This window comes from Phenylobacterium ferrooxidans (assembly GCF_042714595.1).
Classification (GTDB): Bacteria; Pseudomonadota; Alphaproteobacteria; order Caulobacterales; family Caulobacteraceae; genus Phenylobacterium; species Phenylobacterium ferrooxidans.
On record NZ_JAOTJD010000002.1, the window covers coordinates 166,714 to 192,069 of the forward strand.

25 protein-coding genes are annotated in these 25,356 nt (G+C 68.3%); 12 read left to right on the top strand and 13 right to left on the bottom strand.

Features of this window, described 5'->3' with window-relative positions:
- Positions 1–140 precede the first annotated feature (140 nt).
- The gene (locus tag OCL97_RS02250; protein ID WP_377367210.1) at positions 141–3,095 is read left to right on the top strand and encodes a TonB-dependent receptor plug domain-containing protein; all 2,955 of its coding nucleotides are present in this window, start codon (positions 141–143) and stop codon (positions 3,093–3,095) included.
- Positions 3,096–3,171: 76 nt separating this feature from the next.
- Here the strand turns inward: OCL97_RS02250 and OCL97_RS02255 are convergent, their stop codons facing one another.
- From OCL97_RS02255 to OCL97_RS02270, 4 genes are all read right to left on the bottom strand, one after another.
- The gene (locus tag OCL97_RS02255) at positions 3,172–4,869 is read right to left on the bottom strand and encodes an alpha/beta fold hydrolase (RefSeq protein ID WP_377367212.1); all 1,698 of its coding nucleotides are present in this window, start codon (positions 4,867–4,869) and stop codon (positions 3,172–3,174) included.
- A 71-nt stretch (positions 4,870–4,940) separates the two neighbouring features.
- Positions 4,941–5,966 (bottom strand): NAD(P)H-dependent flavin oxidoreductase, encoded by a 1,026-nt coding sequence (locus tag OCL97_RS02260; RefSeq protein WP_304774700.1) that lies wholly within the window; start codon positions 5,964–5,966, stop codon positions 4,941–4,943.
- A gap of 43 nt (positions 5,967–6,009) precedes the next feature.
- The gene (locus tag OCL97_RS02265) at positions 6,010–6,390 is read right to left on the bottom strand and encodes a lysozyme inhibitor LprI family protein (protein WP_377367214.1); all 381 of its coding nucleotides are present in this window, start codon (positions 6,388–6,390) and stop codon (positions 6,010–6,012) included.
- Complete coding sequence (locus OCL97_RS02270) at positions 6,387–7,349, bottom strand: acetyl-CoA carboxylase carboxyltransferase subunit alpha (protein WP_377367216.1); 963 nt, start codon at positions 7,347–7,349, stop codon at positions 6,387–6,389. Before OCL97_RS02270 ends, OCL97_RS02265 begins: the two co-directional genes overlap by 4 nt.
- A 139-nt stretch (positions 7,350–7,488) precedes the next feature.
- Between OCL97_RS02270 and OCL97_RS02275 the strand changes: the two genes are divergently transcribed.
- From OCL97_RS02275 to OCL97_RS02290, 4 genes are all read left to right on the top strand, one after another.
- The gene (locus tag OCL97_RS02275; RefSeq protein WP_377367218.1) at positions 7,489–8,043 is read left to right on the top strand and encodes an SRPBCC family protein; all 555 of its coding nucleotides are present in this window, start codon (positions 7,489–7,491) and stop codon (positions 8,041–8,043) included.
- Positions 8,040–8,975, top strand: a complete 936-nt coding sequence (locus OCL97_RS02280; protein ID WP_377367220.1) for a methyltransferase — start codon at positions 8,040–8,042, stop codon at positions 8,973–8,975. The genes OCL97_RS02275 and OCL97_RS02280 overlap by 4 nt, the downstream gene beginning before the upstream one ends.
- 62 nt (positions 8,976–9,037) lie before the next feature.
- On the top strand, positions 9,038–10,015 hold the full coding sequence (locus OCL97_RS02285; RefSeq protein ID WP_377367222.1) for an ATP-grasp domain-containing protein: 978 nt from the start codon (positions 9,038–9,040) through the stop codon (positions 10,013–10,015).
- Positions 10,016–10,146: 131 nt separating this feature from the next.
- Positions 10,147–10,884 carry a glycine zipper 2TM domain-containing protein gene (locus tag OCL97_RS02290; RefSeq protein WP_377367224.1) on the top strand — a complete coding sequence of 246 codons (738 nt, stop codon included), beginning with the start codon at positions 10,147–10,149 and terminating at the stop codon, positions 10,882–10,884.
- Between the two features lie 67 nt (positions 10,885–10,951).
- Here OCL97_RS02290 and OCL97_RS02295 read toward each other — a convergent pair whose 3' ends face one another.
- Entirely contained in the window at positions 10,952–11,866 is a 915-nt protein-coding gene (locus tag OCL97_RS02295; protein ID WP_304774496.1) for a site-specific tyrosine recombinase XerD, read from the bottom strand.
- Entirely contained in the window at positions 11,863–13,173 is a 1,311-nt protein-coding gene (locus OCL97_RS02300; protein WP_377367226.1) for a hypothetical protein, read from the bottom strand. The genes OCL97_RS02295 and OCL97_RS02300 overlap by 4 nt, the downstream gene beginning before the upstream one ends.
- 68 nt (positions 13,174–13,241) lie before the next feature.
- On the opposite strand from OCL97_RS02300, the gene OCL97_RS02305 reads away from it, so the two are divergent.
- From OCL97_RS02305 to OCL97_RS02325, 5 genes are all read left to right on the top strand, one after another.
- Complete coding sequence (locus OCL97_RS02305; protein ID WP_377367228.1) at positions 13,242–13,799, top strand: shikimate kinase; 558 nt, start codon at positions 13,242–13,244, stop codon at positions 13,797–13,799.
- Entirely contained in the window at positions 13,796–14,911 is a 1,116-nt protein-coding gene (gene aroB / locus OCL97_RS02310; protein ID WP_377367230.1) for a 3-dehydroquinate synthase, read from the top strand. Before OCL97_RS02305 ends, aroB begins: the two co-directional genes overlap by 4 nt.
- Entirely contained in the window at positions 14,908–16,209 is a 1,302-nt protein-coding gene (locus tag OCL97_RS02315; RefSeq protein ID WP_304774490.1) for an HlyC/CorC family transporter, read from the top strand. Before aroB ends, OCL97_RS02315 begins: the two co-directional genes overlap by 4 nt.
- A gap of 173 nt (positions 16,210–16,382) precedes the next feature.
- The gene (locus tag OCL97_RS02320) at positions 16,383–16,757 is read left to right on the top strand and encodes a response regulator (RefSeq protein WP_310542171.1); all 375 of its coding nucleotides are present in this window, start codon (positions 16,383–16,385) and stop codon (positions 16,755–16,757) included.
- Positions 16,758–16,760: 3 nt separating this feature from the next.
- Positions 16,761–16,910 carry a hypothetical protein gene (locus tag OCL97_RS02325; protein ID WP_304774486.1) on the top strand — a complete coding sequence of 50 codons (150 nt, stop codon included), beginning with the start codon at positions 16,761–16,763 and terminating at the stop codon, positions 16,908–16,910.
- A 12-nt stretch (positions 16,911–16,922) separates the two neighbouring features.
- Here OCL97_RS02325 and OCL97_RS02330 read toward each other — a convergent pair whose 3' ends face one another.
- From OCL97_RS02330 to OCL97_RS02345, 4 genes are read right to left on the bottom strand one after another with little or no spacing between them, the layout of a single operon-like run.
- Entirely contained in the window at positions 16,923–19,187 is a 2,265-nt protein-coding gene (locus OCL97_RS02330) for a molybdopterin cofactor-binding domain-containing protein (RefSeq protein ID WP_377367233.1), read from the bottom strand.
- Positions 19,184–20,137, bottom strand: coding sequence for an FAD binding domain-containing protein (locus tag OCL97_RS02335; protein ID WP_304774482.1), 954 nt, complete (start codon positions 20,135–20,137; stop codon positions 19,184–19,186). The genes OCL97_RS02330 and OCL97_RS02335 overlap by 4 nt, the downstream gene beginning before the upstream one ends.
- Positions 20,134–20,640: a 2Fe-2S iron-sulfur cluster-binding protein gene (locus tag OCL97_RS02340; protein ID WP_304774480.1), complete on the bottom strand. Its 507-nt coding sequence runs from the start codon at positions 20,638–20,640 to the stop codon at positions 20,134–20,136. The genes OCL97_RS02335 and OCL97_RS02340 overlap by 4 nt, the downstream gene beginning before the upstream one ends.
- A gap of 55 nt (positions 20,641–20,695) precedes the next feature.
- Positions 20,696–20,968 carry a BolA family protein gene (locus OCL97_RS02345; RefSeq protein WP_377367260.1) on the bottom strand — a complete coding sequence of 91 codons (273 nt, stop codon included), beginning with the start codon at positions 20,966–20,968 and terminating at the stop codon, positions 20,696–20,698.
- A gap of 52 nt (positions 20,969–21,020) precedes the next feature.
- Here OCL97_RS02345 and OCL97_RS02350 point away from each other — a divergent pair, with 52 nt between their 5' ends.
- Entirely contained in the window at positions 21,021–21,674 is a 654-nt protein-coding gene (locus OCL97_RS02350; RefSeq protein ID WP_304774479.1) for a J domain-containing protein, read from the top strand.
- Between the two features lie 19 nt (positions 21,675–21,693).
- Here OCL97_RS02350 and OCL97_RS02355 read toward each other — a convergent pair whose 3' ends face one another.
- A complete protein-coding gene (locus tag OCL97_RS02355; protein ID WP_377367236.1) occupies positions 21,694–22,566 on the bottom strand; it encodes a TauD/TfdA dioxygenase family protein in 873 nt (290 codons plus the stop codon).
- 100 nt (positions 22,567–22,666) lie between these two features.
- On the opposite strand from OCL97_RS02355, the gene cobS reads away from it, so the two are divergent.
- Positions 22,667–23,671, top strand: a complete 1,005-nt coding sequence (cobS, locus tag OCL97_RS02360; RefSeq protein WP_304774475.1) for a cobaltochelatase subunit CobS — start codon at positions 22,667–22,669, stop codon at positions 23,669–23,671.
- 108 nt (positions 23,672–23,779) lie between these two features.
- Here cobS and OCL97_RS02365 read toward each other — a convergent pair whose 3' ends face one another.
- Together OCL97_RS02365 and OCL97_RS02370 are read right to left on the bottom strand one after the other, a co-directional pair.
- Positions 23,780–23,959: a DUF1328 domain-containing protein gene (locus OCL97_RS02365; protein WP_377367238.1), complete on the bottom strand. Its 180-nt coding sequence runs from the start codon at positions 23,957–23,959 to the stop codon at positions 23,780–23,782.
- Positions 23,960–24,032: 73 nt separating this feature from the next.
- The gene (locus tag OCL97_RS02370) at positions 24,033–25,283 is read right to left on the bottom strand and encodes a hypothetical protein (protein WP_377367240.1); all 1,251 of its coding nucleotides are present in this window, start codon (positions 25,281–25,283) and stop codon (positions 24,033–24,035) included.
- Positions 25,284–25,356: the final 73 nt, after the last annotated feature.

Sequence of the window (25,356 nt, forward strand, 5' to 3'; positions counted from 1 at the left end):
TGCCTTTGATCGCCTCACTGTGACGCGAGAGCGTGACCCACCGCCAAACAAGACGTGCTCGCCTCCAGCATCGCTTTCGCGATGGTGGATACGGCGTCGTCGCTTGGCAAAACAACATCGTAACCAGGCCGGGGGGCCATATGATTCGTCCTTTGAAGTCAGCTTTTCGAGCCACCCTGCTTGGCTCCGTCGCCGCGGCCAGTTTCGCCGCGCCACAATTCGCCTTCGCCCAGTCGGGCAATCAGGTGGTCGACGTCGAAGAGATCGTCGTCACCGGGTCGCGCATCCGTCGTGACACCTTCAATGCGCCCGTGCCGCTGTCGGTGATCACCGGCGAACAGATCCGCCAGTCCGGCAACGTGTCCCTGGCCGAAACGCTGCTCGACATTCCGACCATCAACGCCGCCACCAATGCTCAGAACTCCGGGGGCACCCTGTTCCTGGCCGGCCAGGCGCGCGCCGACATTCGCGGCCTGGGCCCCAGCCGCACCCTGGTGCTGATGGACGGCCGCCGCATCGTCTTCTCTGACGCCTCCTCGCCCGCCGTCGACCTCAACCTGATCCCCTCGCTGATGGTCGACCGGATCGAAACCGTCGCCGGCGGCGCCTCGGCGGTCTACGGCTCGGAAGCCATCTCCGGGGTCGTCAACATCCTGATGAAGAAGTCCTTTGAAGGCATCGAATTCGACGCCCAGGGCGGGACCTCCCAGGAAGGCGACGGCCAAGAGTTCCGCCTCGCCGGCCTTTATGGCGGCAAGTTCATGGACGATCGCCTGAACATCCTGATCGGTGGGGAAATCTCGCGTCAGGAACCGGTCATGCAGGTCGACCGCGACTGGGCCTATCCGGGCATCCGTCGAAACACCCTGGCCAACCCCCAGACGATCATCCCGGTGAGCAAGTCCATCACCTCGCCCTACGCCAGCTTCCAGCTCATCGGCGGCGCCCTGGGCACGGCGCGCTCGGTGACCCTCGACGTCCGCAATCCGTCCCAGGTGACCCGCTCTTCAGCGGCCTGCTCGACCGCCACGGTCCAGCCGACCTGCCAGGACGACGCCCTGTTCTATTCGCAGATCTACAACTCGCTGCAGGCCAAGACCTCGCGCGGGATCATCCGGTCCTATGCCGACTACCAGCTCACCGACAACATCAAGGCCTTCGCCGACCTCAGCTACGCCGCCGTCGACGGCTACTCCCTGTCGCAGCCGGCCTTCTCAAGCACCGTGGGCGGTGGCACCATGCCGGTGACGCTCAAGGGCGATAACGCCTATCTGAACGGCGCCGGCGCCACCGCCGCAGCCCTGCGCGCCGAATGGCTCGCCGCGGGCAAGACCTTCACCCAAGGCTCTACCGCCCAGGTCGGCAAGTTCTGGCGCGAGTTCGGCGGTCGCGACGTGAAGTCTGAGCGCACCACCCTGCGTCTGGTGGGGGGCATGGAGGGCAAGTTCGCCGCCTTCGATCGCGACTTCAACTGGGACTGGTACGCCCAGTACGGCAAGACCACCGGCAAGACGACGTCCTACGCCCAACCCAACCTCGCCCGGGTCCAGGGCGCGACCGACGCGATCCTGGTGGGCGGCGCGATCGTCTGCCGCGACGTGACTCTCCGCGCCGCCGGCTGCGTGCCGTGGGATCTGGTCAACGGCGCCTCTCAGGAGGCGATCAGCTACGCCGCCGCCCAGTCGGTCACCGACCAGGAAGTCAAGCAGACCGTGGTGGCGGCCAACATCACCACCAACCTGTTCGAACTTCCGGCCGGTCCCGTAGGCTTCGCCATGGGCGGCGAGTACCGCAAGGAAGAGAGCCTGTTCGTCCAGGATGCCCTGGGCGCCAGCGGCGCGCTGTTCATCAACCCGATCGGCACCCGCGCCGGCGAGTACGACACCCGGGAAGGCTATGCTGAACTTCGCGTTCCGATCCTGAAGGATGTGTTCCTGGCGCGGGATCTGAGCATCGAAGTGGCCGGCCGCGCCGCCGACTACTCGACCATCGGCAAGACCGACCAGTACCGGATCGCCGCCGAGTGGGCGCCGGTGAAGGATGTCCGGTTCCGCGCCTCGCAGGGCACGGCCGTCCGGGCGCCCAACATCGTCGAACTCTTCTCGCCCCAGAGCCGCAACTTCACCGCAACGGCCATCGACCCCTGCGACAAGGACGCCTATGCGGTGGCCACGGCCGCCCAGAAGGCGGCGCGGAACGTCACCTGCGCCGCGGCGATCTCGGGCTACAATCCGGCGACCTTCGTCTCCAACTTCGGCACGGGCCGTTCCTCGCTGCCGCTGCTGCAGGGCGGCAACCCGAACCTCGGCCCGGAAACCGCGAACACCTACCAAGTCGGGGTGGTCATCGAGCCGCGCTTCATCCCCAACCTCTCCGTCTCGCTGGACTTCTTCAAGTACAACATCGCCGACCAGGTCGGGTCGGTTCCGCTCGCCACCCTGCTGGGCGCGCTCTGCTACGACTCGACCACCCCTTACGCCGGAAACAACTTCTGCGCCCAGATCCGTCGTGACCCGACCGGCACTGGCGGCGGCGGCGTCCCCGGCGGCGTGATCGAGGTCACCTCGGTCAATGAGAACGTGGCCAAGGTGAAGGTCGAAGGCTACGACGCCTCGGTTCAGTACGCGTTCCGCACCGCCGACGTCTTGGACAAGGACTACGGGAGCTTCTCCTTCCGTGTCGACGCCACCTGGATGTACCGCTGGGCCCTGCAAGGCCTGCCGGGCCAAGCCTTCACCCAGCTCGCCAACACCATCACCAACGCCACGCCCGAATGGAAGGCGCAGGGGACGGTGCAGTGGACCTACGAGGACATCGGGATCACCTGGAGCACCCACTATATCGGGTCCATGGCCTCGACGACCTCGTTCACTCCGGCCGGTCTTTCGCCCTACTACACCGGCGATTACTACAGCCATGATCTGCGGGCCCGTTACGCGTTCAACGACAAGATCGACCTTCGCGCCGGCGTGCAGAACATCACCAACGAAGCGCCGCCCTATCTGCCGGAAACCTTCACTGGCACGGGCGTCGGCTCGTCGACCTTCGACAACCGTGGTCGCTACTTCTTCGTGGGCGCGACCTTCCGCTACTAGGTCTGAGAGCCGCGGGCCTCCCCCGCGAGACCTAAATTGGAACCCGCCGGCGCCCCACGCCGGCGGGTTTTTCATGTCAGGCGGCCAGCCACGCCAGCACCTCGGGCCAGTGCTTGTGGGGCAGGAAGTGGCCGGCGTCGGGGAAGATGCGGAGGCTCTCCTGGCGGTCGTTCAGCCAGGCCGTGACATCGGCGGCGGTGTTCATCGGGTCCTGCTCGCCATGCCACACGGTGATGGGGGCGGAGAGGCGCGACAGGTCCAGGGTCGGGCTGCGGGCCGAGCACTTGATCTCGTCGGCGATGCCCCGGCTGGTGAGGGCCAGCGACTCCGAAATGTAGTCGACGATAAATTCCAGCACGCCGGGATGGGTGCGCAGATAGGCCGCGTCCCCGGGCGCGGAGGCGGCCGCCCGGACGAACTTTTCCAGCTGCTTGCGGGTCAGCTGCAGCCGCATCATCGCGAAGACCATGTCGGCCAGCCAGGCGTTGCGCAGGATGCGGCGGCGAAACAGCACCACCGCGTGGCCCTTGTCCCGCTCGGTTTCCAACGTCTGGCCTGAAGGCCGCGCCGAGGCCAGCAGCACCCGGCTGGCGATCGGCCCCAGTTCGCGCGCGGCCATCAGGGCGAAGGGCGCGCCGGACATGAAGGCCGCCACCTGCACCTCGGCCAGGCCCTGGTCACGGCAGAGGTCGGCGAAGTCGCGCCCCACCGCCTCATAGCTGTAGTCGGGCGAGATGTCGGACCGGCCCGCGCCAGGCCGCTCGGGACAAAGCAGGCGCAGTCCCAGGTCGCGGGCCAGGGCGTCGGTGCCGCGGGGCATGATGCTGCACCCCAGGCCCTGGTGGACCACCAGCACGGCCTTGCCCTTCGGATCCCCATAGGCGCGCCAGGCCAGGCGGCGGCCATCGGGGAGGGCCAGGAACCGGATCGGCGGCGAGGTCTCCACGGCGCCCCGCTCGGTGGCGGCGATGGGCGGGCCCAGCAGGCCCCGCCCCGAACTTTCCTGGAAGGAGGTGGCCAGGGAGCCGAGCTGGGTCAGGGTGCGGATCAGCTCGCTCTGTCGCGACAGCCCCACCTTCTCGAAGATGGCGCGGAGCTGGTTGCGGACGGTGTTGAAGCTGACATTCAGCTCCACCGCCGCCTCCTTCAGGGTCAGGCCGTCCTTCAGCCGGGCCGCCAGGCGGGTCTCGGCGGGGGTGAGCCCGAAGCTCTCGCGCAGGTTGGCCCAGAGCCGGTCGGTGGCCTCGACGGCCGGGAAGACGACGGCGCAGGCCCCCTCCCCCAGGGTCACGGCCCCGCCCACTCCGGCGGCGAGCGCGGCGGGCAGGCCGCTGGCGGGAACCACATAGGCAAAGTGAGGCGCCTCGTCGTCGGCCTGACTGAACTTGACGATGACCTGGCGGCCCTGGGTCCCGCGCAGGCGGTGGCGGGCCTGGTCGAGGGCCTCGTGGTTGGCGGGGTTGAAGAACCGCAGGCCCTGGGCCTCGATCACCCCAAGGCGCTGGTGGAAGACGGCCTCGCCGGCCGCGTTCCAGGCGCTGGCCCCGCCGGCGGCGTTGATCAGCACGACGCCCACCTGGGCGGCCTCCCCCCGATCGCCAGCCAGCACGGCGAGGCGCGCGGCGCCTTCGGCCTCGGGGGGCGCATCGCTCGCCTCAACGTCCAGGGCCTGGACGATCTGCTCCCATTTGTCGGGCTCGGCGGCGATGGCGTACATCGTCTCGATCACCATCGAGACATTGGCCTTGGCCTTGGGAGTCAGGTCGGGCGGCACGGCGGGTGTCGTCTCTGGGCTCGGGGGAATCCCAAGCTTACACGACTCCCGCCCTCAGCAACCCCGCGTTGTCAGGCGCCCGCCATCTGCTTGCCACTGACGAAGCGGGCCAGACGCCCTGAGATCAATTCCTCGGCTTCGCGCACCATCCGGCTGATCAGTTCCTGGCAGGAAGGGATGTCGTGGATCAGGCCCTGGATCTGGCCCGCCGACCAGATGCCGGCGTCGTTGTCGCCGACTTCGTAGACGTTGCGGCCACGGCTGCCGGCCACCAGTTCGCGGACGTCCTCGAACTTGGCGCCTTGCTTCTCCAGCGCCACCACCTGCTGGCTGACGGCGTTCCTCGCCACCCGGCTGGTGTTGTGCATGGTGCGGAAGATCAGGTCGGTGGAGCGCTCGTCATTGGCGACGATCTGCTCCTTGATGGCCTGGTGGATGGGGCTTTCCTTGGTGGCCATGAAGCGGGTGCCCATGTTGACGCCCTCGGCGCCCAGGGCCAGGGCCGCCACCAGGCCGCGCGCGTCGCCAAAGCCGCCCGAGGCGATCATCGGAATCTTGATCTTGTCGGCGGCGGCCGGGATCAGGATCAGGCCGGGCACGTCGTCCTCGCCCGGGTGACCGGCGCACTCGAAGCCGTCGATGGAGATGGCGTCCACGCCCATGCGTTCGGCCGAGAGGCCGTGGCGCACGCTGGTGCACTTATGGACGACGATGATGCCGTGCTTCTTGAACTCGTCGACGTGTTCCTGCGGCTTGTTGCCGGCGGTCTCGACGATCTTAACGCCGCTGTCGATGATCGCCTGGCGGTACTCGGCGTAGGGCGGCGGGTTGATGGCCGGCAGGATGGTCAGGTTCACGCCGAACGGCTTCTTGGTCAGAGACCGGCAGCGCTCGATCTCCTCGCGCAGCTTGTCCGGCGTAGGCTGGGTCAGGGCGGTGATGAAGCCCAGCCCGCCGGCGTTGGCGACGGCGGCCACCAGCTCGGCGCGGCCGACCCACTGCATGCCGCCCTGGACGATGGGGTGTTCGACCCCGACGAGCTCGGTGAAACGGGTCTTCAGCGCCATGACGTCCTCCCAAACGGATGTTTGAGACAGTTGAAGCCCGCGACGCAGGGTCAAGCAAGCCGTCTGTTGATGTCTAGCGGTCCGGGTAGCTGGCCAGTTCGTCAGCGCGCTCGGTGGTGCGGTCCAGCGCGCACATATTGGCGGTCACCCGGGACATCGTGCCCCAGGCGTCATCCCAGAGGGATCGGCAGTCGGCGTCCTGGAAGGCCAGCCAGGCGCGCTGGGCGGCGCGCAGCTTGTCCTTCTGCTCCGGGGTGAGGTCCTTCATGGCCTTGGCGTAGTTCCGGTTCAGGCGCACATCCTGCGCCTTGAGCTCGTCGCCGATGCACTGGATCTGGCCGATGGTGGTCTCGGCGGCCTCCGAGGCCAGGCAGCGGTCCAGGGCCGACTTCGGCGCGGCCTGCGCGACCGCCGGGGCCAGCAGCACCGCGGCGATCAGCAGGCCGGCCCTCATTGCAGGCCGCTCCGGCCGATGGCGTAGAAGCGCTCGGCCCGCTGCTTCTTGAGTTCCGGGGCGGTCATCTTGGTCAGGATCGCCAGTTCCTCCTCCACCGCGTCGCCCACCGAGGCGATGGTGGCTTCGGGATCGGAGTGCGCGCCGCCCGCGGGCTCGGCGATGATCCGGTCGACGATCTTCATGCCGATCAGGTCCTGGGCGGTGATCTTCAGCGCCTTGGCGGCCTCCTCGGCCGTGCGCGCGCCGCGCCACAGGATCGAGTTGGCGCCCTCGGGCGGGATCACCGAATAGAGGGCGTGCTCCAGGATCAGCACCCGGTTGCCGCAGGCGATGGCAAGCGCCCCGCCCGAGCCGCCCTCTCCGGTGATGACCGCCACCATGGGGACGCTGAGCATCAGGGATTTCTCGGTGCCACGGGCGATGGCCTCGGCGACGCCGCGCTCTTCCGAACCGACCCCGGGATAGGCCGCGGGCGTGTCCACGAAGCTGATCACCGGCAGGTGGAAACGCTCGGCCAGCTCCATGAGGCGGACGGCCTTGCGGTAGCCCTCCGGACGGCCATAGCCGAAATTGTGCTTCACCCGGGTGACGGTGTCGCGGCCCTTCTCATGGCCCATGACCACCACCGGCCGCCCGCGGAAGCGGCCCAGGCCGCCCATGATCGCCTGGTCGTCGGCGAACTTGCGGTCGCCGCGCAGCTCCACGAACTCATCGATCAGCCCGGCGGCGTAGTCGACAAAGTGGGGCCGCTCCGGATGGCGGGCCACCAGGGTTTTCTGCCAGGCGTCGAGCTTGGAATAGGCCTCGCGACGCAGGGTCTGGGCGCGGGTCCGCAGCGCCTCGATCTCGCCGTCCATCGCCCCGGACCCGGTGGTCTCCGACAGCTTGGAGAGCTCCTCGATCTTGGCTTCGAGGTCGGCGATGGGACGCTCGAACTCAAGATAGTGCGCGACCATGCGGGGACTCTTCCTTCCGTTGGCGGAAGCGCCGGAAACTAGGCGGGAACCCGCAGCCTAACAAGTACGTGGCGTCGCGCCAGCTCTCTGGCTTAGCTATCTGTCGGGAACGAAATCGTCCGTCGGGACCTCACCGAGCATGAAGCCAGTCCTCGTCCTCGCACTTGCCGCCGTCGCGGGCCCTTCCTTCGCCGCCGGGGGTTTCGAAGCCGCCCCCACCGTTTCGGCCCAGGCGGAGGGCGGATCGGCGGGCGTGATACGCGCGGCCATGGACGTCGCCGCCCCGCCCGCCGTGGTCTGGAAGGTGTTGAGCGACTGCGCCAACGCCGCGCGCTACATGCCCAAGCTACTCAGTTGCAAGACCCTGGAACGCGACCCCGCCGGCAAGTGGGACGTCCGCGAGCACCGGCTGGAGGGCAACGCGTTCAAGCCGGTGATGCGAAACGTGTTCCGCACCACCCTGGAGCCGCCGCGCCGCCTGGCGTTTCGCCGCACCGGCGGCGACTGGAAGCGCTCCGACGGCGAATGGCGGCTCACCGCAATACCCGGGGGGACCCACGTGACCTATGAACTGCACGTGGCTGTCGATGCGCCCGTTCCCGCGAGCCTGGTGCGCGGAGCGGTGGCCAAAGGCATGCCCGCCTCCATGCGCGCTCTGCGCAAGGAAGCGCTCGCCCAGGCGCAACGCTCATGACCGGTGAAGACGAAGCCCTGGTCGCCCTGTTGGCGGCGCTGAAGGCCCGGGACTACCAGTTCGTCACCCCCACCAACGACACCCACCGACTGGTGTCCTGGCGGCTGTTCCAGGGAACGCGCCACACCCTGCGGGACATCTTCGGCTGGAGCCGGCCATTCCGCGACGGCGACCTGGAGGTGGAAATCCTCGCCTTGATGCGCGAGGCCGGAATCCTAGTCGAGCGCGGCCGGCGCCTCTCCAGCGCCCTGCGGGTCTCCAGCCTCGGTGAAGACCTCTTCCTCCACTCGGCCTATCCGCCCAGGGCGAGGGACGCGGTGTTCTTCGGGCCCGACAGCTACCGCTACGCCGACTTCGTCCGTCAGGAATTGGGACACGCCAACCGGATCGTCGATATTGGCGCGGGCTCCGGGGTCGGCGGGATCGTGGCGGCGCGGGTCTGTCCCCAGGCCGCCATCGTGCTGGCCGACATCAATCCTGCGGCCCTTCGTCTGGCGCGAATCAACGCCGCCGCCGCCGTGGTCAGCGTGGAGGTCATCGAGAGCAACGGGCTTTCCAAGGTCACCGGAGCCATGGACGTCGCCATCGCCAATCCGCCCTACATCCTGGGCTCGGGCGGCCGCACCTATCGCGACGGCGGCGATCTGCTTGGCGCGCGCCTGTCGCTGGACTGGGCCAAGGCCGCCATGGACCGGCTGCCGGCGGGAGGGCGGCTGCTGCTCTACACCGGCAGCGCCATCGTCGATGGGCGCGACCGGCTGAAGGCGGAGCTGGAAGCCATCGTCTCCGGAATAGGCGCCCAGCTGCGCTACCGCGAGATCGACCCCGACGTCTTCGGGTCCACGCTGATGCACCCGGCCTACCGGCGCGTCGACCGCATCGCGGCCGTCGGCGCCGTGCTGGAGAAGCCTGGAAGCGCTCTACCAGCTTGAGCATGGCGACAGGCAGGCTCACTCTGCGATCGCCCAGTTTCCTTCAGGCCCTGAGGCTTCAAATGATTGAACTACAAACCCCAGCGCCGGACGGTTTCCTGCCCGGCCTTCCCCCCCGGGGCGGCTGGTTCAAAGATTTCGAGTTCCATGACGGCGGCCTCACCGTCCACAAGACCGGAACGCAGATCCGCCTCGACGCCACCCTGATCGGCGAATGCCTCGTCTGGTTCGGCTATCACATCCTTGTGCGGGCCAGATCCTGGGCCCTGGCGGCCACGCGGGCGCCGGGCCCGGCCATCTGGTTCACGCCGGACCGGCCGCGGCCGTGGTATCTGATCTGGGCGGCCATGGCCTGGAGCGGTTGCCGCATGGCCAAGACGCCCGACGAAGCCGACGCCAGTTTCTGCTTCGAGGACGCCACCTGGGGCCAGCGCGCCCTGCCGACCCACGAGCGGGCCTTCAACTTCACCTGTCTGGACGTCTCCAAGAGCCACGTCGCCGCCGTGTTCGAGGAGGTGTTCGGCTATCCCCTGGCCATCGACCCCGAAAGCTACGTCGGGGACGCGGTCGAGAAGGGCGAGCTGAACGGCGTGCATGACGGACGCATCATCGCCTGCCCGCATCCCCGCCTGCCCGGCAAGACCTACCAACGCCTGGTGGACACCGCCGTGGGGCCCTTCATCCACGACCTGCGAACCCCCTGCGTCGGCGGCAAGCCCGTCGTCGTCTGGATCAAGCGCAAGCCGGCGGACAATCGTTTTTCCATCCACAATCTCGCGGTCACCCGCGCCGATCCCGCCGAGATATACAGCGCCGAGGAGCTGGCCTTGATCGCGGCCTTCGCTGCGCGCATGGGCCTTGACTGGGGCGGACTGGACATCCTGCGCGACCAGCCCAGCGGCCGCATCTACATCGTCGACGTCAACAAGACCGATGTGGGGCCGGTGATCGCCTTGAGCTTGAGAGACAAGCTGAAGTCCACCGACGCCCTGGCCAAGGCGCTGATCGCGTTGCTGAAAGCCGATCCGCGCAAGGGCTGAGCGCAATCGAACAATGTTCGTGCAACCCCCGTCCAAGCTCCACGTTTGGTTCTCCGAGGTCGCAAGGACCCCATTGTTCACGAGACCGCCCGGACGGGATCGGTCCGTCGTTAGTTCCAGGAGAACTCACCATGAAGACGCTTAAGACCGCCTTGGTGGCGACGGCGATGCTGGCCACGGCCGCCCCCGCCTTCGCCCAGTATCAACCGACTCAGCAATACCAGCGCGACATGCGCAGCTACGAGCAGGAGCAGGCCGACTATCAGGCGAAGCTGGCCGACTACGAACGCGCCCGCGCCGACTATGACGCCCGACGCGACCGCTACGAGCGCGACCGCGCCCGCTATGATGCGCGCTACGGCTACGGCGCCTACGCCCGCAGCTACGGCCCGGCCCCGGCCTGGGGTTCGACCGACGCTGACCGCTATGGCCGCGACACCACCTATGCCGGCTCTGGCTATGCCGACCCCTGCGGGCCCTATAAGAACAACAACAACAACCAGGTGGCCGGCGGCCTGATCGGCGCCCTTGCCGGCGCGGCCCTGGGCTCCAACATCGCCGCGCGCAATGCCCGGACCGAGGGCGCGGTGCTCGGCGCCGTCGTCGGCGGCGCCCTGGGCGCCAGCATCGGCAAGCAGGCCGGCAAGGCCAAGTGCGATCAGGCCGGCTACTATTACAACTACGCCGAGACCAAGCCCTATCGCGAGAGCCGCTATGACCGCGGTCAGCGCACCGGCCAGTACGACTACAACTACTACAACCGTCAGCGCTGCCGCCTGGCCCTGGCGCCGACGGACGATTACGGGAATGAAGTGCGCTACGTCCGCGTCTGCCCCGACCGCCAGGGCCGCTATCGGATCACCGGCTGACCCCCAGCCTGATCTGAGGTCCTGAGGAAGCCGTCCGCTCACGCGGGCGGCTTTTCTCGTTCCAGGCTCAGCTCTTGCGGGACAGCGGGTGCTTGCTGGCGACCACCTGGGCCAGGCGATCTCCGGCCACGTGGGTGTAGATCTGGGTGGTGGCGATGTCGGCGTGGCCCAGCAGTTTCTGCACCACCCGCAGATCAGCGCCGCCCTCCAGCAGGTGGGTGGCGAAGGCGTGGCGCAGCACGTGGGGGCTGACGCGCGCGGGATCGATCCCGGCGTCAGCGGCGGCCTCGTCCAGCAGCTGGGCGAACCGTCGCGGGGTCATGCGGCCGGCCTTGCCGCGGGACGGGAACAGCCAGGGATTGGCGAGGTCTCCCTTGGGCAGGAAGGTTTTTCGGACCTCCAGATAGGCCTTCACCGCTGTCCGCGCGGCGTTGTTCAGCGGCGCGAGGCGATCCTTGCCACCCTTGCCGGTGACCATCAGATAGGCCGGGTCGCGGGCCAGCGCCGCCAGCGGCAGGGCCGTCAGCTCAGAGATCCGCAGGCCCGAGGCGTAGATCAGCTCCACCACGCAGCCGATCCGCAATCCCTGGGCCCCGTCCTTGGCCGAGGCCGCAGCGATGATGGCGTCCACCTCGTCGCGGCTCAGCACCTTGGGCAAGGGCCGGCCGCGCTTGGGGGCGTCCACCCGGCGGGAAGGGTCATCCGCGCGCCAGCCCTCGCCCAGCACGAACCGGTAGAACTGGCGAACCGCGGCGCGGCGGCGCGAGGCGGTGGCGGGCGACAGGCCGCGCGCGCCCAGGGCCGCGAAATAGGCCTCGATATCCTCGGCGCTGGCGTCGCCCAGGTCCCGGCCCCGGCCGGCCAGATAGCCGGAAGCGTCGGCCAGGTCCTTGCCATAGGCGGTGATGGTGTTCTTGGCCGCCGCTCGCTCGACAGCCATCATCTCCAGGAAGGCCTCGGCCCAACCCGACGAGGCGCTCATCGGAGCCCCAGCAGGCCTTCGACAGCGAAGGCGCGGGCGTCGTCCTCAAGACCGGCGGTCCTGAGCGCCCGAATGATCCTCGCCCTGTCTCCGGCGGCGGGCCCGGCGGCTCCCGCGTCGGCGGAAATCCATAGGGCCAGCAAGGCGGTCTCCCCCTGGAGCTTTTCCAGCCCGGCGGCGTCGAGGGCGAAGGCGCGAGCGGCGGGCGCCTTGGTCTCGCCCGCCGTGAAGCCCGCGAACTGGCCGCGGGCCTGGGGGCTCATCGAACCGCCAAGCGCCGCCAGGATCAGCGCCCCCTGCTGCGCGCGGATCCGGGTCTTGGCGTCGCCGGTCGCGCCGCGCTCGATCAGGCGGTCCAGGGTCTGGGGATCGGCCCTGCCCGAGGCGGCGGCCAGCATGGCGTCCAGCAGGGCGAGATCTGTGATGGTGGCGCCGGGAATGGTGTCGGAGGTGAGGCTGGCGCGCAGGGTCTGGGCTGTTCGGAGGTCGCCGCCGGCCAGCGCCGCCATGGCGGCCTTTACCGGCCCGGGGCCGCCCTCGATGGTCCAGGTCGCCGAGCCCGAGGGACTGGCGGCCAGGGCCGCGGCGACGGCGGGCGCGGAGGGTCCGGTCACCGCAAGACCCAGGTCCCGGGTCAGGGCGTAGTCGAGGCCGTTGCGCAGGGAGGGTTCGCCTGGATCGCCAGCGCCGGCCAGCTTGGAGCCCATCAGCCGGCCATAGACCGGGTCGCGGCTCTGGGCCTGGGCCAGGTCGAAGGTGAGCTGGGCGGCGCCGGAGTTCCCGGACTTGAGCTGGCAATAGGCGCGAAGGCGGAGCCAGTAGATCTCTTCGCGCCCCGCCACGAGGCGGTCGGAGATCGCGCAGGCGCCCTCGGCGTCGCCAGACAGCAGGGCCGCTTCGGCGCCGGCCTGGGCCAGGACCGGGTTCTGTTCCAGACCCGCGGTGCGCGAAAGGATTGCGGCGGCGTCCTTCACGCCCCCCTGGGCGATCAGGGCGCTGATGCGAGCCCCCGCCACGCCGGCGTCCTGCCCCGCGCCTTCCGGGCCCGAGCCGCCCGTGGCCAGGACGCGGCGCGTCAGGGCCTGAGCCGCTGGGGAAAGCGGCTTGGCGGCCAGCAGCGGCAGCACCGTGCGGGCCGTCTGCCCCGAGGCGCCGCGCCAGAGTTCCGCGGTCAGGCCGGTCTCCCGCGCCCCCGTCGAGAAAAAGTCGGGCGCCGCCAGGGGCGCGACCTGGACCTCCTGCGCGAGGGCTGGTGTGGAGAGGGCGAGGGCGGTCAGGACCGCCAGGGAAGTGCTTCGACCGGACATGGCCTTATCCTAACTCACAGCGCGGGCATTGGCGCGGGGGGTCGCCCTGATGTAGACCTGCGCCGTTCATGGACCGTTACAAACCGCTACGCGCCCGCACCATCACCCTCGTCGGCCTGATGGGGGTCGGCAAATCCAGCGTGGGCCGCCGTCTGGCCAACGCTCTGGAACTGCCGTTCCGCGACGCCGACTCCGAGGTGGAGGCCGCCGCAGGCCGCTCAATCCCTGACATCTTCGCCGATCTGGGGGAGCCCGCCTTCCGCGAGGGCGAGCGTCGGGTGATCGCCCGCCTGCTGGACGAGCCGCCCCACGTGCTGGCCACCGGCGGCGGGGCCTTCATGAACGACGAGACCCGCGCCCTGATCAAGGCGCGCTCGCTCTCGGTCTGGCTGAAGGCCGACCTTGAAGTCCTGGCCCGGCGGGTGTCGCGCAAGGACAACCGCCCGCTCATCACCGGCCGCGATCCGATGGACGTGCTGAAGGAGCAGGCGGCCCTGCGCTATCCCATCTATGAGCTGGCCGACGTCATGGTGGAGACCGGCGACGCCGCCCACCACGTCACCGTCGACCAGGTGATCCAGGCCCTTCTGGCCCATCTCGCCAAGACCGAGGAACCTCCCCAGTGAGCCCGCGCATCGTCCCTGTCGGCCTGGGCGACCGTTCCTACGAGGTGGTGATCGGGCGGGGGCTGCTGGACGAGGCGGGAACCCGGATCGCGCCCTTCCTGAAAAATAGGCGCGTCGCCATCGTCAGCGACGAGACCGTCTGGGCCCTGCACGGGGCGCGGCTGACGGCGTCGCTCACGGGGGCTGGCATCACCTGCCCGGCGATCGTCGTGCCGCCAGGCGAACAGACCAAGAGCTTCGACGGCCTGGCCGACCTTTCGGACCGCCTGCTGGCCCTGGAGCTCGACCGTGGCGACCTGATCGTGGCCTTCGGCGGCGGCGTGGTGGGCGACCTCGCCGGCTTCGCCGCCGCCATCTACAAGCGCGGCATCGACTTCGTGCAGATCCCCACCACCCTGCTGGCCCAGGTGGACTCATCGGTCGGCGGCAAGACCGCCATCGACACACCCCGTGGAAAGAACCTGGTGGGCGCCTTCCATCAGCCGCGTCTGGTGCTGGCCGACCTTGACGTACTCGGCACCCTCACCGACCGCGACATGCGCGCGGGCTATGCCGAGGTGATCAAGTACGGCCTGCTCGGCGACTTCACCTTCTTCGAGTGGCTGGAGGCCAACGCCGCCGCCGTCCTCGCCCGCGAACCCGCCGCCCTTTCCCATGCCGTCGCGCGCTCGGTGGAGATGAAGGCGGAGATCGTGATCGAGGACGAGAAGGAGGCGGGTCGACGCGCCCTGCTCAATCTCGGCCACACCTTCGGCCACGCCCTGGAGGCCGAGACCGGCTACGGCGAGGCTCTGCTGCACGGCGAGGCGGTGGCCGCCGGCTCGGCCATAGCCTTCCGCTTCTCCGCCTCACAGGGCCTTTGCTCGGCTCAGGACGCGGTGCGCGCCGAGGCCGCCATCGCCGCCGCCGGCCTGCCCACCCGAATGGACGCCGTGGCGAAGACCCCCTTCGCAGCCGAAGCCCTGGTCCGCCACATGGGCCAGGACAAGAAGGCCCAGGGCGGCAAGCTGACCTTCATCCTGGCCCGCGCGCTCGGTGTCACCTTCGTCGCCAAGGACGTGAGCGCCCAGGCCGTGCGCGATTTCCTGGTGTCTGAAGGAGCTCGACCGTGAGCGTCATCGCGATCCTCGCGGGTCTCGCCCCCATCCTCGTCGCCCTGCTGAGCCTCTCAGGGCTGATCTCGGCGGCGGAGACCTCGATGACGGCGGCCAGCCGCGGCCGGATGCACCAGCTTGAGCGCGAAGGCGACCGCGCGGCTCGGCGCATCAACATCATGATGGCCGATCAGGAGAAGATGATCGGGGCCATCCTGCTCTCCAACAACGTCATCAATATCGGCGCCTCGGCCCTGACGACGCTCGCCCTGTCGGCGGCCTTCCCGGGCGCGCTGGGGGCCCTGATCGCCACCGGAATCATGACGGTGCTGATCGTCATCTTCAGCGAGATCCTGCCCAAGTCCCTGGCCATCGCCCGCGCCGACGACGTGGCGCGCGCGCTGTCGATCCCCACCTACTGGGTGGTGCGCATCTTCGGCCCCCTCGCCAACGGGGCCCAGTGGGTGGTGCGCCAGACCTTGCGGCCCTTCGGTATCAAGCTCTCCATGGAGACCGACGTCCTGGCGGCCCACGAGGAGATCCGCGGGGCGGTGGAGTACCACCACTCCGAAGGGCTGGTGGAGGAACGCGACCGCCGGATGCTGGGCGGCGTGCTCGACCTCTCGGACATGGACGTGAGCGAGGTGATGGTACACCGCATGTCGATCTCCATGATCGACGCCGATCTGTCGCCGGCCGAGGTGGTGACCGCCATGCTGGAGAGCGCCCACACGCGCGTGCCGCTCTATCGCGGCGACGCCGAGAACATCGTCGGCGTGCTGCACGCCAAGGACCTGTTGCAGGCCCTGGCCAATTCCGGCGGCAAGATCGACAAGCTGGCCATCGACGACATCCTGCGCGAGCCGTGGTTCATCCCCGACACCACCAACCTCAAGGACCAGCTCAACGCCTTCCTGAAGCGCCAGAGCCACTTCGCCCTGGTGGTGGACGAATATGGGGCCCTGCAGGGCCTGGTGACCCTGGAGGACATCCTCGAGGAGATCGTCGGCGAGATCGACGACGAGCACGACAGCGCCATCCAGGGTGTGCGCAAGCAGGCCGACGGCTCGGTGGTGGTGGACGGCTCGGTGACCATCCGCGACCTGAACCGCGCCATGGACTGGGACATGCCAGACGACGACGCCGTCACCGTGGCCGGCCTGGTGATCCACGAGGCCCAGACCATCCCGAAGATCGGCCAGACCTTCATCTTCCATCGTCACCGGTTCCAGGTGGTCAAGCGGGTCCGCAACCAGATCACCACCCTGCGGGTGTCGGCTCCCCTCGACGCCAACACGTCGGCTTCTGAAGCTTAGATTCCGACAATGGAACCGAACGATCAGTCAGCGGTTTTAGCGAGTCGCGGAGCGAGGGGACCGGGCGCAGTGATGAGCAGTATGGACGCGGCGGGTCGCGGGCGACTTGGCTATAGTCAGCCGAGTCCGTGGTGGCCTATGGATAGGCTCATGAACCTGCTGGAGCCTTGGCAATGAGCGCCCCCGATCTCGCCGGCCTGCGTGTCCTCGTTGTCGAAGACGAGATGATGGTCTCGATGCTGATCGAGGACATGCTCACCGATCTCGGCTGCATCGTCGTCGGCCCCGCCGCGCGACTGGACGAGGCCATCGCCCTGGCCGAGGGCGAGCAGATCGACTGCGCCGTGCTGGACGTGAACCTCGGCGGCCAGCCGATCTTTCCGCTCGCCGACATCCTGCGGGCGAAGGGCGCGCCCTTCGCCTTCGCCACCGGTTATGGCGACGCTGGCCTGCGTGACGTCGACAAGGGATCGCTGGTCCTGCAGAAGCCGTTCCGGGAAACCGACCTCGCCCGCATCCTGGGCGAACTGCGCGCCAAGGTCGGCTAGCCCATGGCGCGTTGGGCCGGCATCTTCCTGGCCGTCATGGTGGCCGCGGCGGTCGCGGGTTTCCTGATCGACGCCGTACGGGTGATCGCCGGCATCCTGTTCCTGGGCTGCGCCGCGGCCCTGGCGGTCACCTATCTCAAGCGAAACAAGTGACCGCCTGAGGGCTTAGAGCCCCTTGGCCATCAGGCCTTCCAGCACCTTGTCGGGCGTCATGGGGAAGTCGCGCAGGCGCACGCCGCAGGCGTTGTAGATGGCGTTGGCTACCGCCGCGCCGGCCCCGCAGATCCCCAGTTCACCCACGCCCTTGATCCCCATCGGGTTGGCCTTGTCGTCGGCCTCGTCCAGGAAGATGGCGTCCAGGTCGACAATGTCGGCGTGGCTGGGCACCAGGTAGCCGGCCATGTCCTGGTTGATGAAGGATCCGTAGCGATTATCCACGACATTGCCCTCGGTCAGGGCCGTGCCCACGCCCCAGATCATGCCGCCCGTCACCTGGCTCTTGGCGGTCTTGGCGTTGAGGATACGGCCGGCGGCGAACGCTCCGAACATCCTGCGCATCCGCACCTCGCCGGTGACGGTGTCCACGCCCACCTCGGCGAAGTGGCCGCCATAGGTGTGCTGGGAGTAATCGCGGGCGTCGGCGGCCGGACTGATGGCGCCCTCCACATAGACCCCGTCGGGCGCGGCGCGGCTCACCAGGGTGGCCAGGCTTTCCGAGCGGTTCTCGATGGCGATGTTGCCGTTGCCGAAGGTGACGTAGGTGGGATCACCGCGGTAGAGCGGCGAGTTGGGATCCCCGATCGCGAGTTCGGCCAGGGCCTTGCGCAGGTTCATATTGGCCTCGAAGGCCGCTGAACCGGCGGTGGCCGCGCCGAACTGGCCGCCGGAGCCGGGCGCCGGAGGGAACTCAGAATCGCCTAGCTCGACCTTCACCTCGTCCATGGTCACGCCCATGGTCTCGGCGGTGATCTGGGCCAGGATCGTATAGGTGCCGGTGCCGATGTCGGTCATGCCCTGGCGCAGGGTGATGACACCGGTCCCATCAATGCGGACGCCTGCCTTGGCCGGCAGCAGGAAGTTGCCGCGGATGGCGGCGGCCATGCCCATGCCCACCAGCCAGCGGCCATCGCGGACCTGGCCGGGCTTGGGATTGCGCCGGCTCCAGCCGAAGCGCTGGGCGCCTGTGTTCAGGCATTCCGTCAGTTGGCGGATCGAGAACGGCTTGCCGGTCTCCGGATCGACATCGGGCTCGTTGCGCAGGCGCAGCTCGATGGGGTCGATCCCCAGCTTCTCCGCCAGCTCGTCCATGGCGCATTCCAGGCTGAGCATGCCGGAGGCCTCGCCCGGCGCCCGCATGGGTCCGGCGTGGGGAATGTCCATCTTCACCAGCCGGTGGCCGGTGAGCCGGTTGGGCGCGGCGTAGAGGTTGCGGGAGAAGTTGGCGGCGTGCTCGACGAAGGAGGCGCTGCGGGCGCAGTGGGTGACGGCCTCCACGGCGAAGGCGTTCAACCGCCCGTCCGGCTCCGCCCCCAGCCGCACGCGCATGCTGACGGCTGGCCGGTGGATGGTGGCCTGGAACATCTGCTGGCGGGTGTAGGCCAGCTTCACCGGCTGTCCCAGGGCGCGGGCGCCGAGCGCCGCCAGGGTCAGATCGTCATAGGCCTGGCCCTTCCCGCCGAAACCACCGCCGATGTAGCGAGTGAGCAGGTGGACCTTCTCCGAGGGGATGGCCAGGGTCTCGGCCAGGGCGTGCTGGCCGCCCTTCACCATCTGGATCGAGGTGTGGACGGTGACCTTGTCGCCCTCCCACCAGGCGGTGGTGGCGCAGGGCTCCATCTGCACGTGGTTCTGCAGGGGGCTGAAATAGGTCTCGTCGATCTGGGCCGGGGCCCTGGCGTAGGCGCCCTCGAAGTCGCCGATCAGGACGTCTTCCTCACCGTCCGGCATCTCCGCCAGGTCGAGGCTGGCCCGGAAGTCCAGAACAGCAGGCTCGGCGGCATAGCTCACCTGGATGAGGTTTGCGGCCGCCCGCGCATTTTCCCAGGTGTCGGCGGCGACAAAGGCCACCGGCTGGCCGAAGAACTCCACGCGATCCCCCGCCAGCGCCGGGTTGGCCGCCCGCTGGCTGCGGGGGTTGATCCGCTCGCCTCGCCGCGCCTGCTTGGGCACGTTGAGGTGGGTCCAGACCAGCTTCACGCCCGGCGAGGCCTCGGCGGCGCTGATGTCGATGGCGGTGATCCGGCCCTTGGCGATGGTGGCGGCCAGGAGGTAGCCGTAGGCCGGAGCCGAGGGCGGCTCGACCTCATAGGCGTAGGCCGCCGTGCCGGTGACCTTCAGTTTGCCTTCGTAGCGTTCGACGCCCTTGCCGATGATCCCGCTACGGTTCTCCGTGACGGGATTCGGGGCCGCCCAATCCTTGACCGAGCTCATGCGCCTCTCCCTTCACGTGCCTGCGCCAGGGCGTCCGCGGTCATGCGGGCCACCAGGGCGATCTTGAAGCCGTTCTTGCCGTTGTCCTGCGCGCCCGCCAATTCGGCGTGGGCGGCCTCCACCGCGCCGGCGCCGGATGCGAGCGCCGCCTCGGTCTTCTCCGCGCGCCAGGGCTTGTGGGCGACGGCGCCGAAGGCGACCTGGCTCCCCACCACCGCGACACTGGCCAGGCCACCGGCGTAGGAGGCCCGGTCGCGGGCCTTGCGATAGACCTGCCCGCCGGCCGGAGCCGGGGGAAGGACAACGGCGGTGATGAGTTCGCCCGCCGCCAGGGTGGTCTCGATATGCGGGGTGTCGCCGGGCAGGCGGTGCAGGTCGGCCACAGCCAGGGTGCGGGTGGCGCCGTCGGCCGTCATGGTCTCGAGGCTCGCGCCCAGGGCCGTCAGGGCCACGGCCATGTCGGAAGGATGGGTGGCGATGCAGGCTTCGCTGGCGCCGAAGATGGCGCTGTTGCGGTTCAGCCCGTCCAGGGCGCTGCAGCCCGACCCGGGCAGCCGCTTGTTGCAGGGCTTGGAGGGGTCATAGAAATAGGCGCAGCGGGTCCGTTGCAGCAGGTTGCCGCCCGCGGTCGCCTTGTTGCGAAGTTGGCCCGAACCCCCCGAGACGATGGCCTGGGTCAGGACCGAGTAGCGGCTCCGGACGCGCGCGTCGGCGGCCAGGTGGCTGTTGGTCACCATTGAGCCGATGCGCAGGCCGCCGTCCGAGGTGTCCTCCATACCGGCCAGCGGCAGCCGGTTGACGTCCACAAGGTGGGTCGGCTGCTCGATGTCGAGCTTCATCAGGTCCAGCAGGTTGGTGCCGCCGGCCAGAAACTTGGCCCCCGGCGTCGCTGCGACGGCCTTCACGGCGGCGGCGACATCGGTGGGACGCTCGTAGGTGAAGGGCCTCATGCGACCTCTCCCGCGACGTCGCGGATCGCCGCGATGATCTGGGGATAGGCCGAGCAGCGGCAGATGTTCCCGCTCATCCGCTCGCGAATCTCGGCGTCGGTCAGCGCGATCGCGCCAGTCAGGTCCTCGCTGGCCTGGCTGGGCCAGTTCTCGGCGGCCTCCTTCAGCATCCCCACCGCCGAGCAGATCTGGCCGGGCGTGCAGTAGCCGCACTGGAAGGCGTCCTGCTCCAGGAAGGCCTGCTGCATCGGGTGGAGGTTTTCCTCCCCGCCGATGCCCTCGATGGTGGTGACCTCGTCGCCGTCGTGCATGACGGCCAGGCTGAGGCAGGAATTGATCCGCACCCCGTTCACCAGGACGGTGCAGGCGCCGCACTGCCCGTGGTCACAGCCCTTCTTGGAGCCCTTGAGGTTCAGATGCTCACGCAGGGCGTCGAGCAGGCTGGTGCGGGTGTCGAGGTCAAGCGAACGGGCTTGCCCATTTACGGTGATGGTCGTCTTCAAGCACGCCTCCCCAGCGCGGGCCGCCTTGGTCAGCGGCGCCTATTCGAAAGTCAGGTTAGTCCTCGCCGGGAGCGAGGGCTTTCACCGAAAGCGCATGCAGGGGACCCGCCAGCTCTTCGGCCAATGTCCGGTAGACCATCCGTTGCCGCGCCACCTTTGGGGCGCCCGCGAAGGCCTGGGCTTGAATAATAACGTTAAAATGGCTCTCTCCGGAGGCGCTGGCGCTCGCATGTCCCGCGTGGCGGGCGGAATCGTCTTCGATTTCCAGGCGGGTTGGCGAGAACGCTTCGGTGAGCTTGTGTTGGATGGCCTCAAATATGGCGCCCATTTGGATAATCTTCAATTCTTGAAAGGGTCTCAGACCGCTTCATACTTGGGTCATGGCCGGCGCGTTTCAATACAAGCCTAAGTTCGTCGATATCCGGGTGCGCCCGCCGACCCCCGGGGAGGCCGCGCAGACCGACGACGTCTATGCGCTCAAGCCCGGGGAACGGGCTTGCGACCATCCGGGGTGCCGGGTGGCGGCGACGGCGCGCGCGCCGAAATCCCGAGACATGCTCAACGAGCACTACTGGTTCTGCCAGCCGCACGCCGCGGAATATAATCGCAACTGGAACTTCTTCGCCGGCATGAGCGAGGGCGAGATCAAGCAGCGCCAGGCCCAGAGCGCCCAGGGCGACCGTCCAACCTGGGACTTCAAGGCCGGCCGCTTCTCCCGCGAAGCCGCCGCGGCCGCCCAGGGCTTTGGCCAGGGCAAGGGCTACCGCGATCCGTTCAACCTGTTTGGCAGCGGCAATGGCGGGGCTCGGCCGGCGAATGCGCCGGAGACTCGACGCCTCGGCAAGCTGGAACGCAACGCCCTAGCCGACCTCGACCTGGACGAGAACGCCGACGGCCCGACCATCCGCGCCCGCTATATCGAGCTGGTGAAGCGCACTCACCCAGACAGCAACGGCGGGGACCGCTCGGCCGAGCACAAGCTGCAGCGGGTCATCAAGGCCTACCAGCAGCTGCGCAAGGCGAAGATGGCGTAGCCGCCGGAAGACGTTCGCGTCAGACCGGCTTGTCGCCCGCCACCGTCGTGCGGTGCATCAGGCGCAGGTGGCCGTCGTAGCCGCCCTCGGCCAGATGGACCGTGCAGCGGTTGTCCCACATCAGCAGCATGTTGGGCCGCCACTTGTGGCGATAGATGAACCGGTCCTGGGTGATGTGCCCGAACAGGAAAGCCAGGATGGCCTGGGCCTCCTTGGCCTCGAAGCCCTCGATGCCGACGGTGTAGACCGGGCTGACGAACAGCGCCTTGCGGCCGGTGACCGGGTGCGTGCGGACCAGGGGATGGGTCAGGCTCTGGTCGGCCTCCTCGGAGACGATGATCGCCATGGTCCGCTTCTCGGTCTCGCGGGCGAAGACGCCCTTGGTCCCGTAGGCGCGGCCGGCGGAGTGGACCGCCTTCATCGGAGCCAGCATCGCCTTCATGGCCGGTGACAGGGCGTCATAGGCGCTGGCGCAGTCGGCGAAGAGGGTGTCGCCCCCCACGGGCGGCGTCACCTTGGAATGCAGCAGGGTGGCGGCGGGCGGCTTCTCCTGGAAGCTCCAGTCGGAATGCCAGCCGGCGCCGAAGTTTGTCGCCTTCTCGTCGGGCTCGCGGCGCAGCTCCAGGACGTTGGGGTGGCCGGGCATGGGGGCGATGAACGGGTCGATCCCGAACTTTCCCATCTGCAGGGTGAAGGCTTCCAGCTCATGCAGGCTGAGCGGCTGGTCGGGGAAGCTCACCACCGAATGGCGGGCCCAGGCGGCGCGGATTTCCTCGCGGGCCTCTGGGGAAAGCGGGCGCGACAGGTCGACGCCGACGATCTCGGCGCCGAAGCCTTCTTCGGATGCGAAGACCTGGATTGCGCGATAGGACCGCGTGGCTTGCTTCAACATGGGTGGACGCTCCCTTCGTCATTCCGGTATGGGTCGCGGGGACTGCTCCCATCAAACACACGTTTGCTTCGCATGCGTAAGCCTGTAATCGAACCGGACCATGACCTCGTTCGCTGAAAATCAAGACGACAAGCTCCTCACCCTGGTCCCGGACAAGAAGGTCTCGGTCCGCGAAGCCTTCGGGGTGGATATCGACATGACCGTGCCCGCGTTCAGCGAGCGCGACAGTCACGTGCCGGACCTCGATCCGTCCTACAAGTTCGATCCGGAGACCACCCGGGCGATCTGCGCCGGCTTCGCCTTCGACCGCCGGGTGATGGTCCAGGGCTACCACGGCACGGGCAAGTCGACCCACATCGAGCAGGTGGCCGCGCGCCTCAACTGGCCGCTGATCCGGGTGAACCTGGACAGCCACGTCAGCCGCATCGACCTGGTGGGCAAGGACGCTATCGTCCTGAAGGACGGCAAGCAGATCACCGAATTCCGCGAGGGCATCCTGCCCTGGGCGATCCAGCGGCCCGTGGCCCTGGTGTTCGACGAATACGACGCCGGCCGCCCGGACGTGATGTTCGTGATCCAGCGCATTCTGGAAGCCCAGGGCAAGCTGACCCTGCTGGACCAGAACCGCGTGATCCGGCCCAACCCGTTCTTCCGCCTGTTCTCCACGACCAACACCATCGGCCTGGGCGACACGACGGGGCTCTATCACGGCACCCAGCAGATCAACCAAGGCCAGATGGACCGCTGGTCGATCGTCACCACGCTGAACTACCTGGCCCACGACGTGGAAGCCGAGATCGTGCTGTCAAAGGCGCCGCACTACAACAACACCGAGGGCAAGCGCACGATCAGCGCCATGGTCCGGGTCGCCGACATGACCCGGAACGCCTTCATGAACGGCGACATCTCCACGGTCATGAGCCCGCGGACCGTCATCACCTGGGCGCAGAACACCGAGATCTTCGGCGGCGACATTGCGCTCGGCTTCCGGATGACCTTCCTGAACAAGTGCGATGAGCTGGAGCGCGGCACCGTCGCCGAGTTCTTCCAGCGCGCCTTCGGTCAGGACCTGCCGGAATCCACGGCGCGGGTGCGGGTGGCCTAGAGCCAACCCCGCAGCCGACGACGCCGACTGGCGCACGCGACAGGCTCGAAACAGAATGGGCGCGGAGGTGACTCCGCGCCCTTGTCCGTATCAGATTTCAGAGGCGGCTCAGCCGCCGCTGATCTTCTTGCCGACGAAGGCGCCTAGCGCCAGGAACAGCACGAAGCCGATCACGGCCACAAAGAACAGCACCTTGGCGATACCCGCTGCCGCGCCGGCCATGCCGGTGAAGCCGAGCGCGCCCGCGATCAGCGCGACCACGGCGAAAATCAGGGCCCATTTCAACATGTTGAACTCCAGCCAAAGACATCAGGGGTCTTGCTGGCTAAACGCGGAGCAGGCCATCGCGTTCCTGTGGCGATCAGGCCGCCAGCAGAGGCAGGGCCTCCGGCGGCTGCATGCGGCCGCCGACCGGCGCCGTCTGCAGGCGACAGACGCCCGGGCCCGTCACGAACGGCACGTGAGCGGCGATGCAGGCTTCCAGCTCCACGCGGTTTCGGACGTTGGTGACCGCCGCCCAGATCTGCTTCTTGCGATAGAGCCCCAGCCGTTCGGCGAACCGGCGCAACACCGCGAGCCGAGCCCGCTGGTCGCCGCTGGGCAGGACAAGGGTCACGCTCGTGACGGCGTTGGGCGCCAGCTTCTCCACCTCGAAGCCGGGATCTTGCGTGCGCAGGTCGATATTGGTCACGTACTTCAACAGCGAGGCCCGGATGGTGGCCAGGGCCGTGAACGCCGGGTCGCGGGGTACATCATAGACCGCCGCCGCCAACTGGCCCTTCGCCGCTGGAGGCAGGGTGGCTAGCATCTCCTCATAGGCCGCGCGCTGGGAGGCGCGGACGATATTGGAGTAGCAGATGGGCAGGTAGAGCATCGAATGTGGCCCAGGACCCGCCAGCATCTGTGCCGCCGCGGCCAGGCAATCGGCGTCGAAAGCCTGGGGATCGGCGGGCATGTGCTCGTCGCCCTCCACCAGGCTGAGGTGGGTCCTCTGGGATCCTGGGGTTGAGCTGACCACGTCGCCGACAAAGACGCTGCGCAGGGTGAAGTAGATCCCCTGGACTCCGTCCAGGGACGGCATGGGGTGCTTGGTGGCGGTCTCGGCGATATCCTCCAGGGCCGCCTGCTGCGTCACCCAGATCGGTCCGACGGGAGCTCCGGGCGACAGGGTAGGTTCGTCGCCGGTTTGGGTGGGGGCCGCTTCGACGCGGCTCAGCCGGCCGCCGGGCGGTAGCAGGGACGGATCCAGCAGGGCCGCGCTGACAGCCGCGTCGTCGAGAGCCGCGAAGGCCTGGACCGCTTCAGCGGGGCCCTCGAACAGCAGCAGGCCGACCTTGCCGGCCTCGTCGTCGCCCTCGCCGAACAGCTTGATCTGCAGGTCGTCGCCCAGCCGCGCCAGTTCCTGGACATCCAGCTCATCGGACCGCGGATCGGTCAGCAGGAAGGAGTAGTAGGTCAGGGGCGCAAACTGGCGCGGCCATTGCCATTTGCCCTCAAGATAGATCCCCGAAAACTTCGCGACAAATGGCCCGAGGACGGCTGGCTTCAGTCCTGTCTTCTCCGCATCGACCGCCACCCTCAAACACGCAACCGCCGTCACCGCCGTACTCACTCCAACTGTTCTCCGGATCATCGTGGCGCGTGAAAGTGTGAACACATCCTACGATCAGCCTGCGGGACTCAGC